This window comes from Burkholderia sp. 9777_1386, from assembly GCF_015712265.1.
GTDB classification, from domain to species: domain Bacteria; phylum Pseudomonadota; class Gammaproteobacteria; order Burkholderiales; family Burkholderiaceae; genus Burkholderia; species Burkholderia cenocepacia.
Genome location: NZ_JACCQB010000001.1, coordinates 99,470 through 115,013, shown reverse-complemented (window position 1 = coordinate 115,013; position 15,544 = coordinate 99,470). Strand labels below are relative to the sequence as shown.

Below are 15,544 nucleotides of genomic sequence, written 5' to 3'. Positions count from 1 at the left end.
TTTTTTGGCAAGTTTCCGCTCAACCGGGAATTCCAGTATCTTTGGATATTCCGTCAGAAACAAACGAATTCTTATCCGGCGAAGCTTGCATAAAACTCATGAATTACCGTCGCCTCACCCCGTCGATGTCGCTGCTGCTCGTGTTCGAGGCCGCCGCCCGGCATGAAAGCTATACGCGCGCGGCCGACGAGCTGTCGCTGAGCCAGAGCGCGATCAGCCGGCAGGTCCAGACGCTCGAGGATCAGCTCGGCGTGCCGCTGTTCCGGCGTGAAGGCCGTTCGGTCAAGCTGACCGAAGTCGGCCGCCGCTACTTCGCCGAGCTGAGCGGCGCGCTCGGGCGCATTCGCGGCGCGACGCTGCAGGCGATGTCGCATCAGGCCGGCGCCGGCACGCTGCGGCTGGCCACCCTGCCGACGTTCGGGTCGAAATGGCTGCTGCCGCACCTGCACGGCTTCTACGCCGCGCATCCGGGCGTGACCGTGCACCTTCATTCGCGGATCGGCGCGCTCGATTTCCTCAACGACGACCTCGACGCGGCGATCACCGTCGGCGCGGGCGACTGGCCGGGCCTGCACGCGCACCGGCTGTACAACGAGTTCCTGATCGCGATCGCGCCGCCCGACGCCGGCGGCCGCCGCAAGGCCGACGCGCGCACGCCGGCATGGGCGGCGAAGCAGACGCTGCTGGGCGTGACGAGCAATCAGCAGGCCTGGGCCGAGTGGTTCTCGCACTATCGGCTCGATCATCGCCAGATGCGGATCGGTCCGAGTTTCGAGCTGACGTCGCACCTGATCCAGGCCGTGCGCGCCGGAATGGGGATCGGGCTGGTGCCGAAGGTGCTGGTGGAGGATGAATTGAGCCGCGGCGAACTCGACTCGATCGGCGACGCGATCACCAGCCAGCGCAGCTATTACCTCGTCTATCCGCCGGGCAACGAGACGCTGCCGTCGCTCGTCGCGTTCCGCGAATGGCTGCTGACGTCGTGCTGACGTGCCGCCCGTAGCGGGCTTCAGGCACGCCACTCGCCGAGGATCTGCTCGGCCAGGTAGTCGCACGGCGGGCGCGCGGACTGCGCGCTGCGCGCGAGCACGACCTCGAGTTCGCCGAGTGACGGCAGCCCGTGGCTCTCCGACAGCTGCAACAGGTGATCGGGCACACAGCAGCGCGCGAGCGGCGCGATGGCGAGGCCGGCCTCGACCATGCTGAGCAGCCCGAGAAAGCTCGGGCTTTCGTATGACATCCGGTACGGAATCTTCCGCCGGTTCAGCGCCTTGATCGCATGATCGCGCGCCATGCTGCCGTGCGAGAACAGCGCAACCGGCAGCGGCCGCTCTTCCCACACGTTGCGCTTCGCCGATCCGGTCCAGACGATCGGTTCGAGCCGGATCAACTCGCCGGACACGCCCTTGACGCGGGTCAGGCACGCGAGGTCGACCGTGTTGTCCTTCAGCATCGGCACGAGCGCGCTGCTCGGCTGGCCGATCACGCGCACTTCCACGCGCGGATGCATCGCGGCGAACTTGCCGAGCACCTGCGGCAGCAGCGACGAGATGTAGTCGTCGGGCACGCCGATCGTCACGCGGCCGCGGATCTCCGGGCGCACGACCGACGCCCACGCCTCGTCGCGCATCGCGAGCATCCGGCGGCCGTAGTCGGCGAGCATCCTGCCGTCGTCGGTCGCCGTCACGTTGCGCGTGTCGCGGATGAACAGCGGCTTGCCGAGCGCGTCTTCCAGCGTCCTGATCTGCATGCTCACCGCCGATGGCGACCGATGCACGGCCTGCGCGCCCTGCGCGAACGATCCGGAATCCGCGACGGCGACCACCATCGCGAGCACATCGAGGTCGAGCTTCTTCATGTCGATTCAGAAAAACTGATCAATCGATTCAGTTTATCCCGTTTTACTGTTCATCTCCATCGCCGGACAATGCATTCCGTCGGCACTCACTCGATGCAGGAAGCAGAAAACATGCATACGTCCGGATCGCTCTACGGGTTTCTCGTCATCGGCGGCATGCTCGCGGTGACGCCGGGGCCGAACATGGTCTACGTGATGTCGCGCTCGATCGCGCAAGGGCGGGCGGCCGGACTCATTTCGCTCGCCGGCGTGATGATCGGCTACCTGTTCTACATGTTCGCCGCGGCGTTCGGCATCACGACGCTGTTCATGAGCGTGCCCTATGCGGGCAGCGTGCTGGGCGCGGTCGGGGCGACCTATCTGCTGTACCTCGCATGGCAGGCGGTGCGGCCCGGCGGCCGCTCGCCGTTCGAGGTGAAGACGCTGCCGAACGAGCAGCCGCTGCGGCTGCTCGCGATGGGCGCGACGACCAGCGTGCTGAACCCGAAGCTCGCGATGCTGTTCGTGTCGCTGTTGCCGCAGTTCATCGACTACGGGCATGGCAGCGTGTTCGGCCAGTCGCTGTTTCTCGGCTCGCTGCTGATTGCCGCATTCGCGTCGGCCAACGGGCTGGTGGCGATCTGCTCGGGCAGCCTGGCGAAGTTCCTGCACGGCCGCCCGGCGCTGCTGCTCGCGCAGCGCTGGGTGATGGGCATCATCCTCGGCAGCCTCGGCGTGCAGATGGTGATCGAAGCATCGAAGCTCGCGGGCGTCGCGTGAGCGTCACGCCGCCGCACGCTCCCGCACGGTCGCGGGCCGCGCGCGTGCGGCGGACAAGCAGCGTAAGCGTCACGCGGCGATGGCCTGCCGCTGCGCCTCCAGTTCGCGCACGAGCGGCAGCACGCGCTTGCCGAAGTATTCGACTTCCTCGATGAAGTGCAGGAACCCGGCCAGCACGAGATCGACGCCGATTGCCTTCAGGGCGACGATCCGCTCGGCGATCTGCTGCGGCGTGCCGATCAGGTTCGTGCGGAAGCCGTCGTTGTACTGCACCAGATCCTCGAACGTCGACTTCGCCCAGTTGCCCTCGCCTTCGGGCGACGCCTTGCCGGCCTGCTTCACCGCATCGCCGAACGCGTGCACGGCCTCGACGTGCGCATGCCGGATGATGTCGTCGAGCACGGCCTGCGCTTCTTCCTCGGTGTCGCGCGCGATCACGAACGCGTTGACACCGATCCGCACGCGATGGTTGTTCGCGGCCGCCTTCGCGCGGATGTCGTCGATCTGCGCCTTCAGGTTCTCCGGCGTATTGCCGTTCGTGAAATACCAGTCGGACACGCTCGCCGCGTTGTCGCGCGCCGCGCGCGAGCTGCCGCCCTGGAAGATTTCCGGATGCGGCTTCTGCACCGGCTTCGGGCTCAGCGTGTAATCGTTGAAGCGATAGAAATCGCCCTTGAACGTGAAGTTGTCCTGGGTCCAGATACCCTTGAGCGCCTGGATGAATTCCTTCGAGCGCCGATAGCGTTCGTCGTGCTCGAGCCACGGCTCGCCGATCGCGGTGAATTCGCCCTTGAACCAGCCGCTCACGACGTTGATCGCGATGCGCCCGTTCGAGATGTGGTCGATCGTCGCGAGCTGTTTCGCGACCACGGCCGGATGCCATGGCCCCGGCAGGATCGCGGCGAGCACCTTGAGCTTCGTCGTCGCATGCAGCAGCGCCTGGCTGAACGACACCGACTCGTGCTGGTATTCGGCGCCGTAGCCGGCCGTGAAGCGGATCTGGCTCAGCGCGTAGTCGAAGCCGGCCGCCTCGGCCGTGCGCGCGAGTGTCTGGTTGTACTCGAGGCTCCAGTCGGTGCGCTGCTCGATCGTGCTGACGACGAGGCCGCCGCTGACGTTCGGCACCCAGTACGCGAATTTGACGCCATCGGCGGAAGGGTCGGGAAGGCTCATGAAGGTGTCCTGGTCGAAGGGGAAAACGAAAAAGCGGCTTACGCGGCCGCGACGGAAGGCGCGGGCGCGCGCAGTTGCGGCACCGCGCGGTCCACGGCGAGCGCGATGCGCTCGCGCAACGCCGGACTGGCGATCTGGTACTGGTCGAAATCGCTTTCGGACGCGTACACGCCGATCGGCAGCGTGCGCGCCTGGAAGAAGCTGAACAGCGGGCGCAGTTGATGGTCGATCACGAGCGCATGCCGCTCGCTGCCGCCGGTAGCCGCGAGCAGCACCGGCACGTCGACGAGTGCGTCGTGGCGCACGAGATCGAACAGGTGCTTGAAGAGGCCCGTGTACGACGCGCGATACACCGGGCTCGCGACGACCAGCGCATCGGCCGTCTCGATCGTGCGGATCAGCGCGTCGAGATCGGCCGGTACCTGCGCACGCGTCAGCGCGCCGGCCAGCCGGCTGCCGATCTCACCGAGTTCGATCAGCCGCGTCTCGATCGGCAGCGCGGCGCCCAGCGCCGTGACGATCGCGTCGGTCAGCGCCAGCGTGCGCGACGGCCGCTGCAGGCTGCCCGATATCGCGACGACGTTGAGGGTGTGGCTCATGCAATGCGTTCCCGTGGTGAAGCCGCGTGTCGATGCGGCGATACCGGTTCGGGTCAGCAAGGAGCGTGCCATCGGCATGGATGCGCGAAAGAAATCTCGTCCGGACAACGAAATTTCTTGTCATCGCCCGCCGGCACTGGCGCGCCGCCAAATGCGCGATGCTGGCAAGCGTTGCAACGCGCGTGTCACATCGATATTCCGCGACGCGATGAACAGGATGCAGCGGGTCTGCTGATGTGCTGCTGATCAGGCAGCAACGCATCACGCGCGATAGCGTCGAATTCGACGTCTCGACGTCGCGGCACCGCCGCTCTGCCGCGCCATTGCGGGTTCCGCAGCAATCGCACTTTGGTTATCAGAAATCGATGCTTTTCGCGCGCGGCGAAACGTTCAACACTCTGCTGACCACGCAGCAGCCGGACCGCGGCGCCCGCCGGCACGGGCGCGCTCGGCCCGGCCATCCAACGGTTCATCGCCATGACTTCGATTTCCGCATCGCCACGCCCGCTCAATCTTCGTATCGTCGCCGCATCGCGCGACCCGGCTGCACGGCAGGCCGCGGCGCCGGTGCTCGCGCTGCCCGAACGTCACGCACCGTCCCGCGCGCAGGCGCAGGTGTTCGCCGACCCGCGTTCGCTCGCGCTGCTCGAACAGGTTCGCCGCGTCGCGCCGAGCGGCGCGAACGTGCTGATCGTCGGCGAGACGGGCACCGGCAAGGAGCTGATCGCCCGCCGCGTGCACGCGCTCGGCGCCCGTCGCGACGGACCGTTCGTCGCGGTGAACTGCGGCGCATTCTCCGAAACGCTCGTCGACAGCGAACTGTTCGGCCACGAAAAAGGCGCGTTTACGGGCGCGTTGAGCGCGAAGCCCGGCTGGTTCGAAGCCGCGCACGGCGGCACGCTGTTTCTCGACGAAATCGGCGACTTGCCGCTCGCGATGCAGGTCAAGCTGCTGCGCGTGCTGCAGGAACGCGAGGTCGTGCGGCTCGGCTCGCGCACGGGCATTCCGGTCGACGTGCGTGTGGTCGCGGCGACCAACGTCGACTTGCAGCAGGCGGTCGCGGCCGGACAGTTTCGCGGCGACCTGTTCTACCGGCTCAACGTCGTCCAGCTCGCGGTCCCGCCGCTGCGCGAGCGGCCGGGCGACATCCTGCCGCTCGCGCGGCACTTCTTCGACGTTTACCGCGACCGGCTCGGCGGCGGGCCGCACCGCCTCGATCCGCGCGCCGAGCGCCGGCTCCACGCACACGACTGGCCCGGCAATATCCGCGAACTGGAGAACGTGATCCATCACGCGCTGCTCGTGAGCCGCCACGACACGCTGCAGGACACCGACCTGCACATCGCGCCGCCGTGTCCGCCGGCCATCGCCGCGCCCGCGGCCGATTCGTCCGCCGATGCACAGGCGGCGCTCGAACACGCGCTGCGCGACCTGTTCGACGACGGGCACGGCAATCTCTTCGAGCACATCGAGGACACGGTCATGCGCGTCGCGTTCGAATTCAGCCATCGCAACCAGATCCGGGCCGCGCAGTTGCTCGGCATCAGCCGCAACGTGCTGCGCGCGCGGCTGATTCGCGCGAAGGCGATCACCGCGCTGAAGTAGCGGCGCCCGGCGCACGCCGCCGTTCCGCCCCGGCGCCATGACGCCATCGCGCCGCGATCCGTGCCGCAACGTCCGAACCTGATGTATCGTGGCGCGAAGCGTACGCTTCGTTGCCCGCCCCGCACCCGGTCGTCGGTCATGCGATCGGCTGCGACAGGCAACGGCTCGCGCACGATGCTCCGCAACACGAAAGCCGCCCGGCGCCCGTGCGCGCCCGGCCGAGCCCCGTTCACCCGTCCGGAATCCTTCGCCATGAAAAAGCTTGTGAACCGCCCGTCCGACGTCGTGCGAGAAATGCTGGAAGGCATCGCGCGACAATCGCCGCATCTCGCGATCCTCGGCGACGAGCACGTGCTCGTCCGCCAGCCGCTGCCCGAGCCGTCGCAGCGGCCGGTCGCGGTCCTGTCCGGTGGCGGCAGCGGCCACGAACCCGCGCACGGCGGCTATGTCGGCGAAGGGATGCTGAGCGCGGCCGTGTGCGGCGAAGTGTTCACGTCGCCGTCGACCGACGCCGTGCTCGCCGCGATCCGCGCGAGCGCCGGCCCGAACGGCGCGCTGCTGATCGTGAAGAACTACACCGGCGACCGGCTCAATTTCGGGCTTGCCGCCGAGCTTGCGCGTGCGGAAGGCATTCCGGTCGAAACCGTCATCGTCGCCGACGACGTGTCGCTGCGCGGCCGCGTCGAGCGCGGCCAGCGACGCGGGATCGCCGGCACCGTGCTGATCCACAAGCTCGCGGGCGCCGCCGCCGCGCGCGGGCTGCCGCTGGCCCGCGTCGCGAGCATCGCGCGCGACGCGGCGGCCGAGCTCGGCACGATGGGCGTCGCGCTCGACGGCTGCACGATCCCGGGCGCCGACAAATCGGGCTTCAGCCTCGCCGATCACGAGATCGAGCTGGGCCTCGGCATCCACGGCGAGAAAGGCGTCGAGCGCCGCGCGCCGCTGCCGGCCGATGCGCTGGCCGATACGCTGCTGTCGAGCATCGTCGCCGATCTCGTGCTCGACCGCGACGAACGCGTCGCGCTGTTCGTCAACGGTCTCGGCGCGACGCCGGACATGGAACTCGCGATCGTGCTGCGCGCCGCGTTCGACAACCTGAGCCGGCGCGGCATCGTCGTCGCGCGCGCGTGGGCCGGCACGTTCCTGTCCGCGCTGAACATGCCGGGCTGCTCGATCTCGGTGCTGCGGCTGAACGACGAACGCGCAGCGCTGCTCGACGCGCCGACGCAGGCGCGCGCGTGGCCGGGCGGCGGCCTCGTGAACACGCGGATTCGCGTGGCCGCGGCCGCGTCGCAGGACGCGCCGCCGCCGCCGCTCGATGCGGCCGGCCGCGCATGGGCCGCGCGCCTGCAACCGGCGCTGCACGCCGTGGCGCAGACGCTGATCGATCACGAGCAGATGCTGACGGATCTCGATGCGGCAGCCGGCGACGGCGATCTCGGCGCGAGCATGCGGCGCGCCGCGCACGCGATTCTCGAACTACCCGACACCGCGTACGGCACGCCGTCCGGTACGCTCGCGGCGCTCGGCGCCGCGTTGCGCCGCGCGATCGCCGGCAGCTCCGGGCCGTTCTATGCGACCGCGCTGCTGCGCGCGTCGCGCCGGCTGGCCGATCTCGCCGAGCCGTCGCCGCGCGACTGGGCCGCGGCATTCCGCGCGGCGGTCGATGCGATCGGCGAACTCGGCGGCGCGCAGGCAGGCGACCGGACGATGCTCGATGCGCTGGTGCCGGCCGTCGATGCATTCAGCCGTGCGCTCGACGGCGATCGCGATCCCGCGAGTGCCTGGACGGCGGCCGTGGAAGCGGCCGAGCGAGGCGCGGAGGATACGGCGCGCATGACGCCGCGCGCGGGACGGGCCAGCTATCTCGGCGAGCGCGCGATCGGCACGCCGGATGGCGGGGCGGTGGCCGTGTCGTACTGGTTGCGGGCGTTGCTGCCGCACGTGCGCTGAACGGTGGCGGCGCGCGCGTCAGCCTGGCGTGCGCGCGTTCTTCCGCCCCGACACGAGAGAGAACGGCACGCGGGCCGCGCGGCCCATCGGCGGCCGGACCGGCATGGCGGAAGCCGTCGTCAGGTTCATGGTCGCGTCGCGCACGGCGGATGGCCGCGCTTTCGCCATGCACATGCGTGCCGCCTACCCGCTCACCCGTTCCCGTCGAACCGGTACAGCGCCGCCGGCGTATCGACCAGTACCTGTCTGCGTCCGGCCTCGTCCGGCAGCAGCGTCGCCAGATACCGGTACGCGAGCGCATCGTCGACGGCCTTCTCGTATCCGACATGCGGCCAGTCGCTACCCCACACGAGCCGCTGCGTACCGAACGCATCGCGCAGCGCGCGCATCGCCGCCAGCCCGGACGCCTGCCAGCGATCGGCGCGGTCGTTCCGGTAGGCGCCCGACACCTTGACCCACACGCGCTTGCTCGTCGCCGTCGTCAACAGATAGCGGAAGCCGGGATCGTCGATCCCGAGCCGCGGATCGGGCCGGCCGAAATGGTCGAGCGAGACGTCGACGCCCGCGTCGAGCAGCGGCGGCATCAGCGCCGGCAACCGGGCGGCCTCCGCATGCAGCTCGACTTGCCAGCCATGCGCGCGCAGCAGCGGAAACAGCGTGCGCCACGCCGCGTCCGCGAAATCCGGATCGCGTTCGCCGATCAGGTTCAGCCGGATGCCGCGCACGCCGAGCGGCGTCCATGCGGCAACCTGCTCCGCATCGCGCGCGGGATCGATCACGACGATGCCGCGCAAACGCGCGGGTTGCGCGCGCAGCGCGGCAAGCAGATAGCGGTTGTCGGTGCCCAGAAAGCTCGGCTGGATCAGCACGCCATTCGACATGCCATGCCGGTCGAGCATCGCGAGGTACTGGTCGAGCGACGCGTCGTACGCGATCGTGTAGCGATGGCCCGGCACGAGCGGCAGCGACTTCAGGAACACGTGCGCGTGCGCGTCGACGCCGGTAACCGTCCGCCGATCCGGCGTCGCGCCGGCGCATCCGCCCAGCACCTCGGCCATCGCGATGCCGGCGAGTGCGCGGTTGAACGACCGCCTCGAAATCATGGGTGTCTCCTGTTTTTTCGATTGAGGGTGAACGGCGCGGCCCCGCCGGCCGCGAGGCGGCGCATCAGCCTACATCGTGCGCGCGACGAGGAATATCGGGACGAACGACAGCACCGTCGACAGCGCGACGACGAACGCCATCAGCCGATGGTTGCCGCCGTACTGCGTGGACAGCACGTACGAGTTGCTCGCGCACGGCAGCACCGAATAGAGCAGGATCAGGTTCCCGGACAACGGCGTCACGGCGAATGCCTTGGTCGCGGTCAGCGCGAGCAGCGGAAAGCCGACCAGCCGGATCGCGGTGGTCACGAGCCCCGCGCGCACCAGTGCCGCCTCCTTGCGCGGCAGCGGCAGCCGCAGCGCGGCGCCCACGCAGATCAGGCTCAACGGCAGCGCGGCGCCGCCGAGCACGTCGACGGTCTGGTCCACGGCGGCGGGCAGACGCCAGCCGGTCAGGTTCAGCACGATCCCGAACGCGCTCGCGACGATCAGCGGATTCGCCGCCACCTTGCCGACGATCCGCACGAGCCCGCGGCCGCCGGCCTGGCCATGTTCGAACGACAACAGCACGAGCGTATTCGAGATCGCGACCATGTACGCGACGACGACCGCCGCGATCCCGTAATCCGCGCGGCTCAGCAGCCCCGACGCGACCGACAGGAAGATGTAGCTGTTGAAGCGGATCGAGCCCTGGACGATCGACGTGAACGATGCGTGCGGCACCGCGCACCATCGGCAGCCGAGCACGACAGCGGCCAGCACCGCGAGCGTGAGCCCCGTCAGCAGCACGATCGTCGACTTCGACGACGCGTCGAGCGGGCCGGCCAGACCGATCGAATGCACGAGGAAGGCGGGAAACAGCACGTAGTGGGTGAGCTTTTCGGCGGACGGCCAGAACGCCGCATCGACCAGCGCGAGGCGGCGCACGGCGATGCCGATGCAGATCAGGGCGAAGGCGGGTGCGACGGCGACCCAGGCGAGTTCGGTATGCATGGTTGGACGGATTCGGTGAGGGAAGCAGCGGATTTGTCTGCCCGGTGGCAAAGCGGTGGCTCGGGTGCGGTCGTCGCGGCATCGGGTTCGAACGGCAACCCGACGGCGGCGAGCGCCTCGTACGCGAGGGCCGGCGCGAAGCGCACGCCGGAGCCCGACGCGCCGGCCACCGCGCAGCCGTCGCGACCGATCGGCGCGACCCGCGGATTGCGTTCGGCCGTGTACCCGTCGACCGCCGTACGCGCGGCGAGATGGGCATCGCGCAAGCCGGGGAAATGACGGTCGAGCAACGCGTGCGCGAGCGCGCGCTCGTCGGCGCTCGGCGCGACGCGTGCGCCGGCGGCGCAGCCCCACGCGTGCGACGTGATGCTCAGCAGCCAGCCGCGCCGCGCATGCACCGGGGCGAGAAAGGCCTGCGCGTCGGGCAGGTAGACGACCGGCGCATCCGCCGGGGGCGGCAAGCCGCGGCCGTCGACATCGAACGCGACGATCTTCTTCGTGACGATGTCGGTTCCCGCGTCGACGCCGGCTTCGCCGTCGATGGCCGGCCACGGGCCGCTGGCACGGATGAGCCGGTCCGCGCGCAACGTCACGCCGGGGGCGACGACGGTCCAGCCGCCGGCATCGCGCGTCACGTGCGTGACCGGCGCATCGAAGCGCTCGACGGTGCGCGCGCCCGTCAGGTAGTGCGCGACCAGTCGCGGCACGTCGACCAGCCACGCGCGGCCGCCGCGCCACAGGCGCGCGCCGGCCGGCAGCGCAACGAGTGGTGTGGCGCCGGGGTCCGGCGGATCGTCGGTCACCGGCGGCGCGAGCAACGGACCGCCCGCATCGGGTGCGTCCGCAACGAAGGTGAACGGCGCGGCGCGCACGCAGCATCCGGCCCGTGCCCACGCACCGTAGTACGCGTGCGCGACCAGCGATCGCGCGCGCCGCGCGCCGCTGCCGCAGAACGGCGTGACGACGCCGGCCGACAGCGCCGTGGCCGTCTGCACGGCCGGCCGCGCATCGAACACGGCGATGCGCAGCGCGCCCGCATGCCGAGCCGCGACGTGCGCGATCGTCGCCCCCGTCACGCCTGCGCCGATGATCGCGAGATCAAACCGCATCGGCCTGCCACCAGACGGTGCTGATCACGAGCGGCGTCGCGCCGTCGTTCTGCACCTGGTGCGAGCGGTGCGATTCGAAATACAGCACGTCGCCGGCCCGCACGCGCACGGGTTCGCCGTCGTAGGTCAGCCGGCCGCTGCCCTGCGCGATCATCCAGCATTCGCGGACCGCGTGAACGTCCAGCCGCGACGTGCAGTTCGGCTCGACCGTAAACAGGCCGCCGCGAAACGGAATCTCGCCGTCGCCGAGCCCGGCGAAATCGGCCTGGCGCAACACGACGCCCGGCACATGGGACTCCGGCGGCAGCGCGCCGACGTGCGGAAACTTACGCGCGTTCATCGTGCACCTCCTCGCCGACGAGGCCCAGTTCCGCGAGAATCGCGTCGCGGTCGCGATCGAGCGCCGGCGCGGCCCGGCGCGTGGCCGGGTCGGGGCAGCCCGAAATCTTGATCGGCGTCCCGACCAGCCGGTACGGACCGACGTCGGGATCGTCGACGTCGATCAGCATGTTGCGCGCGGCCGTCTGCGGATGGACGACGGCCTGGTCGACCCGGTTGATCGGGCCGGCCGGCAGGCCCGCGCGCGCGAACCGCTCGCACCAGGCCGCGACGCCGTGCGCCGCCAGCAGCCCGTTGAGCGTGCGTTCGAGTTCGGCCTCGTGATCCTTGCGCGCCTCGCCGCCCGCGAAGCGCGGATCGGCCGCGAGCGCCGGCACGCCGAGCGCGTCGCACAGCAGCCGGAACAGCTTGTCGTTGCCGGCCGCGATGATGAGCGGGCCGTCCGCCGCGCGGTAGACGCCGAACGGCGGCGCGATCGCCGGCCGATAGCTGCCGACCGGCCCCGTGACCTCGCCGGTCGCGAAGTAACGGCCGATGAAATATTCCATCAGCGCGAGCTGGCAGTCGAACATGCCGACGTCGACCTTCGAGCCCTGCCCGGTGCGCCCGCGCCGCACGAGCGCCATCAGCAGCCCGGTCGTCAGAAACAGGCCGGCCGCCAGATCGCCGATCGACGGCCCGACCCGCACGGGCATGCGCCCGGGCTCGCCCGTCACGCTCATGATCCCGCCGAGCCCCTGGACGATCATGTCGTATGCACGGTGATCGCGAAATGGCCCGGTATGGCCGAACCCCGACGCGCTGCCGTAGATCAGGCGCGGAAAACGCGCGTGCAGCGTGTCCCAGTCGTAGCCGATGCGCGCCATCGTACCGGGCCGGAAATTCTCGGTGACGACGTCGGCCTTCTCGAGCAGCGCGTCGAGCACGCGGCGATCGGACGGATCCTTCAGGTCGAGCGCGATGCTCTCCTTGCCGCGGTTGAGCGACGCGAAATACGCGGACTTGCCGCCGTACCACGGGCCGTACGCGCGTGCATCATCGCCGGTCGACGGCCGTTCGACCTTGATCACGCGCGCGCCGTGATCGGCCAGCAGCATCGTGCAGAACGGGCCGGCCAGCACGCGCGTCAGGTCGACGATCAGCAATCCTTCGAGTGCGCCTTCCATCATGCGACCTCCCGCATGCCGGGCGGCAGGACCGCCGCCAGATCTCCCGGCGTAACCGGGTCGAAGTTCGCCAGCGGCGTGACGACCGGCGACGACAACCGTGCGAAGTCGCCCGCGTTCGGCTCGCCGCGCAACCCGAGCGCCCGCCACGCGGTCTGCGCGAGCGCCGGCATCAACGGCCACGCGAGCAGCGCGAAACCCTTGGTCCAGCCGTACAGGTCGCCGGCCGCGCGCGCGCCGTCGAAGCGCGCGCTCCAGCGCTCGACGATGCCGGCCATCGCCGTCGGGTCGAACGTCGCGAAATCCATCGCGCGCTGCGCGTCGCGCCACGCCGCCTCCGCTGCCCGCACCGTCTCGTCGGTCGGCACGCGCGCGGCGAGCGGCCCGCCGATTGCCTCGGCCACATGCCGGCGTACCGTCGCGTACGGCCCGTTCACGAACCGGCAGAACGCGTCGCGATCGAAGTCCGTGCGCCCGGCAACCGGATTGGTCGACGCGACGAAGCCGCGCACCGCATCGGCCGGCACGCGCGTGCGCGCCGCGAGATCCTCGACCCAGATCGCCCAACGCAGGCTCGTCGAGAACTTGCGCCCTTCCAGCGTGTAGAAGTGATTGATCACGAAGCGGTCGAACGGCTTCGACACGCCGTCGGCCATCGCCATCGCCTGGATGCCGACCAGATGCGACACGCAGTTGTCGATCCCGAAGCCGTTGACGGTGATCACGTCCGAATCGCGATCGAACGGGTTGGCGCGCAGCCCGTGCCTGCGCGCGTAGAGATCGCCGACGAAGCGGATCGCGCCGAACAGCAGCCCGTGCCCGAACAGCGTGCGCGGCTCGCCGTCCAGCACATACGGCAACCCCCAGCCGGCATGGCTCGTCAGGCGGAAACGCGCGCCGTCGCGCGCCAGATGGCGGCGCGCGATATCGACGAACACCGGCGCGGTCTCGGTGCCCACCAGTTGCGCGACCAGCGCGGCCGGGTCCGCGATGTCGAAGAACAGGTTGTCCTGCTCGCGCATCGCGAGCGTCTCGCCCCAGCGTGCCGACGGTTCGCGCACGTCTTCCGGCTGGAAATGCGCGCCGCAGTCCTCGCAGAAGAATCCCGACACGTCGCGCGCGCACTGCGGGCAATGGCCCAGCAGAAAACTGCCGGTCACGTAACCGTCGCGCGCGGCCGAATACGGCATGCGTTCGCGCACCGTCGACACGCGCCGCTGCGCGGCCAGCCGTGCGACGAGCCCGTCGTGCGCGGCGAGGTACGCGTCGTGATGCGCATCGCCGAGCGGATCGACGAACAGATCGACGTCGATGTTCATCGCGGCGAGATCGTCGACGATGCCCGCGCAGCTCTGCCGCGCGAGCGCCGCCGCGTCGATGCCGGCCTGCCCGGCGCGCAGCGGGATGTAGGAATCGTACGGGTCGCTCGCGCATGCGATGCGTGCGACCTCGCCGCGGCTGCGCAGATGGCGCGCAAGCATGTCGAGCCGCAGGTACGGGCCCGCGATATGACCGAGGTGCAGGCGCCCGTTCGGCGCCGGCATCGCGGGGACGAGCAGGTAGTGGCGCGGGTCGCGGATCGTGTCGATCGGCATGATGGCCTCCGGGTCAGTCCAGCGTGACGGTCACGTCGGCCGCGAGCTCGCGCAGCAGCGCCACGATGTCGCGATCGAGCTCGCACTGCGCGATCAGGTACGCGATCTCGTACGCCTTGAACACGTCCTTCGGCAACGCCATCTGCGCGCCCTTGCCGGCGACGATCTGCAGAAAGCGCAGTTCCGGCCGCCGCCACAGCCGCTCGAAGCCCTCGACGCGGGCGATGCGCCCGAGCCCCGGCGGCATCACGATGCGCTGGCCCGCGCGCGTCGACGCGGTGCCGAGCCGGTCGTCGAGCGGGCCGTCGATCGCGCCGCGCGCGAGATCGAGCACGGTGCGGTACGGCGAGAAGCCCGCGACGCTGTACGGGATCAGGTGCGAGTTGATGAACTCGCCGCCGAGCCGCCCGCCGATCTCGAGAATCTTCGGGCCGTCGCGCGTCACCATCACGTCGGCGTGGAAGCCGCACCAGTCGATGCCGGTCGCCGCGACACCCGCACGCACCATGTCGCGGATCGCCGCCTGCGTGTCGGCCGGCAGCAGCGACGGCGTCACGTTCTCGTACTGGATCGGGATCGACCGGTCGAAGGTCTTGTCGATGATCGCGTTGATCGCGACGCGGCCTTGCGCGACGACGCCGGACACCGAATGCTCGCTGCCCGTCAGCTGTTCCTCGAGCAGCGCGTGATCGCCGTACAGGCTGAACATCTCGCCCTTCTCCGGCGAGTTGTACGCACGAAACGCACGATAGACCTCGACGGGATCGGCGAGCGCATCGACCGGAAAGATGCCGCGGCTGCCCGAGTTGCCGGCCGGCTTGAGCAGCGCGGGCGCGCCGATCCGCTTCAGCGCGGCGGTGAATTCGGCTTCGCTGCTGACCACCGCATAGCGCGGGTTCGCATTCGGCACCGCGTCGAGCACGCGGCGGGTCGCGGCCTTGTCGCGCACGTTGAGCGCGGCATCCGGCGCCGTGCCGCGCAAGCCGAGCCGATGCGACAGCCGGCTCGCGAGCACGACTTCGAGATCCTTCCACGCGACGACGCCGGACAACTCGACGCGATGTTCGCGCAGGTAGTCGAGAATCGTCCGCTCGGCCGCGTCGTAATCGCCGAGGCGCGTCGGAATGATGCCCGCGCAGCCGAACGAGCGGAATGCGTCGGGCGTCGGCGTCGCCACGTAGAGGTCGAGCCCGAGACTGCGCGCCGCGTCGATTTCGGCGATCCGCTCGCCCGGAAGCGCGCGTGTGTCGAGATACAGCATGGCCGGTGCATGGGTCATGGCGGTGTGCTCC

The 15,544-nt window shown here is 69.9% G+C and carries 15 protein-coding genes; 4 read left to right on the top strand and 11 right to left on the bottom strand.

The window, feature by feature from the left end; genetic code table 11:
• Positions 1 to 98 precede the first annotated feature (98 nt).
• On the top strand, positions 99 to 989 hold the full coding sequence (locus H0X91_RS00435) for a LysR substrate-binding domain-containing protein (protein WP_006492443.1): 891 nt from the start codon (positions 99 to 101) through the stop codon (positions 987 to 989).
• Positions 990 to 1,009: 20 nt separating this feature from the next.
• Here H0X91_RS00435 and H0X91_RS00430 read toward each other — a convergent pair whose 3' ends face one another.
• The gene (locus H0X91_RS00430; protein ID WP_006490930.1) at positions 1,010 to 1,858 is read right to left on the bottom strand and encodes a LysR substrate-binding domain-containing protein; all 849 of its coding nucleotides are present in this window, start codon (positions 1,856 to 1,858) and stop codon (positions 1,010 to 1,012) included.
• 111 nt (positions 1,859 to 1,969) lie between these two features.
• Between H0X91_RS00430 and H0X91_RS00425 the strand changes: the two genes are divergently transcribed.
• Positions 1,970 to 2,617, top strand: coding sequence for a LysE family translocator (locus H0X91_RS00425; protein ID WP_069352135.1), 648 nt, complete (start codon positions 1,970 to 1,972; stop codon positions 2,615 to 2,617).
• Between the two features lie 69 nt (positions 2,618 to 2,686).
• Here H0X91_RS00425 and sfnG read toward each other — a convergent pair whose 3' ends face one another.
• The 3 genes from sfnG to H0X91_RS00410 form a co-directional block, all read right to left on the bottom strand.
• Entirely contained in the window at positions 2,687 to 3,790 is a 1,104-nt protein-coding gene (sfnG, locus tag H0X91_RS00420; RefSeq protein ID WP_006490941.1) for a dimethylsulfone monooxygenase SfnG, read from the bottom strand.
• Between the two features lie 38 nt (positions 3,791 to 3,828).
• Positions 3,829 to 4,389 (bottom strand): FMN reductase, encoded by a 561-nt coding sequence (gene msuE / locus H0X91_RS00415; protein WP_048988474.1) that lies wholly within the window; start codon positions 4,387 to 4,389, stop codon positions 3,829 to 3,831.
• 185 nt (positions 4,390 to 4,574) lie between these two features.
• On the bottom strand, positions 4,575 to 4,868 hold the full coding sequence (locus H0X91_RS00410) for a hypothetical protein (RefSeq protein WP_196432700.1): 294 nt from the start codon (positions 4,866 to 4,868) through the stop codon (positions 4,575 to 4,577).
• Here H0X91_RS00410 and H0X91_RS00405 point away from each other — a divergent pair.
• Together H0X91_RS00405 and dhaL are read left to right on the top strand one after the other, a co-directional pair.
• Entirely contained in the window at positions 4,867 to 5,994 is a 1,128-nt protein-coding gene (locus H0X91_RS00405) for a sigma-54 interaction domain-containing protein (RefSeq protein ID WP_084752274.1), read from the top strand. The two genes, H0X91_RS00410 and H0X91_RS00405, sit on opposite strands and share 2 nt — an antisense overlap.
• 252 nt (positions 5,995 to 6,246) lie before the next feature.
• Positions 6,247 to 7,947: a dihydroxyacetone kinase subunit DhaL gene (gene dhaL / locus H0X91_RS00400; RefSeq protein ID WP_196432699.1), complete on the top strand. Its 1,701-nt coding sequence runs from the start codon at positions 6,247 to 6,249 to the stop codon at positions 7,945 to 7,947.
• Between the two features lie 191 nt (positions 7,948 to 8,138).
• Here the strand turns inward: dhaL and H0X91_RS00395 are convergent, their stop codons facing one another.
• From H0X91_RS00395 to H0X91_RS00365, 7 genes are all read right to left on the bottom strand, one after another.
• On the bottom strand, positions 8,139 to 9,050 hold the full coding sequence (locus tag H0X91_RS00395; RefSeq protein WP_048988472.1) for an amidohydrolase family protein: 912 nt from the start codon (positions 9,048 to 9,050) through the stop codon (positions 8,139 to 8,141).
• A 69-nt stretch (positions 9,051 to 9,119) separates the two neighbouring features.
• Entirely contained in the window at positions 9,120 to 10,043 is a 924-nt protein-coding gene (locus tag H0X91_RS00390) for an AEC family transporter (RefSeq protein ID WP_006491300.1), read from the bottom strand.
• The gene (locus tag H0X91_RS00385; RefSeq protein WP_196432698.1) at positions 9,995 to 11,152 is read right to left on the bottom strand and encodes an NAD(P)/FAD-dependent oxidoreductase; all 1,158 of its coding nucleotides are present in this window, start codon (positions 11,150 to 11,152) and stop codon (positions 9,995 to 9,997) included. The genes H0X91_RS00390 and H0X91_RS00385 overlap by 49 nt, the downstream gene beginning before the upstream one ends.
• Entirely contained in the window at positions 11,142 to 11,492 is a 351-nt protein-coding gene (locus H0X91_RS00380) for a cupin domain-containing protein (protein WP_006489684.1), read from the bottom strand. Before H0X91_RS00380 ends, H0X91_RS00385 begins: the two co-directional genes overlap by 11 nt.
• A complete protein-coding gene (locus H0X91_RS00375; RefSeq protein ID WP_196432697.1) occupies positions 11,479 to 12,660 on the bottom strand; it encodes a CaiB/BaiF CoA transferase family protein in 1,182 nt (393 codons plus the stop codon). The genes H0X91_RS00380 and H0X91_RS00375 overlap by 14 nt, the downstream gene beginning before the upstream one ends.
• A complete protein-coding gene (locus H0X91_RS00370) occupies positions 12,657 to 14,252 on the bottom strand; it encodes a methionine--tRNA ligase (RefSeq protein ID WP_006497873.1) in 1,596 nt (531 codons plus the stop codon). The genes H0X91_RS00375 and H0X91_RS00370 overlap by 4 nt, the downstream gene beginning before the upstream one ends.
• 13 nt (positions 14,253 to 14,265) lie before the next feature.
• A complete protein-coding gene (locus H0X91_RS00365) occupies positions 14,266 to 15,531 on the bottom strand; it encodes an ATP-grasp domain-containing protein (protein ID WP_006497872.1) in 1,266 nt (421 codons plus the stop codon).
• Between the last annotated feature and the right edge of the window lie 13 nt (positions 15,532 to 15,544).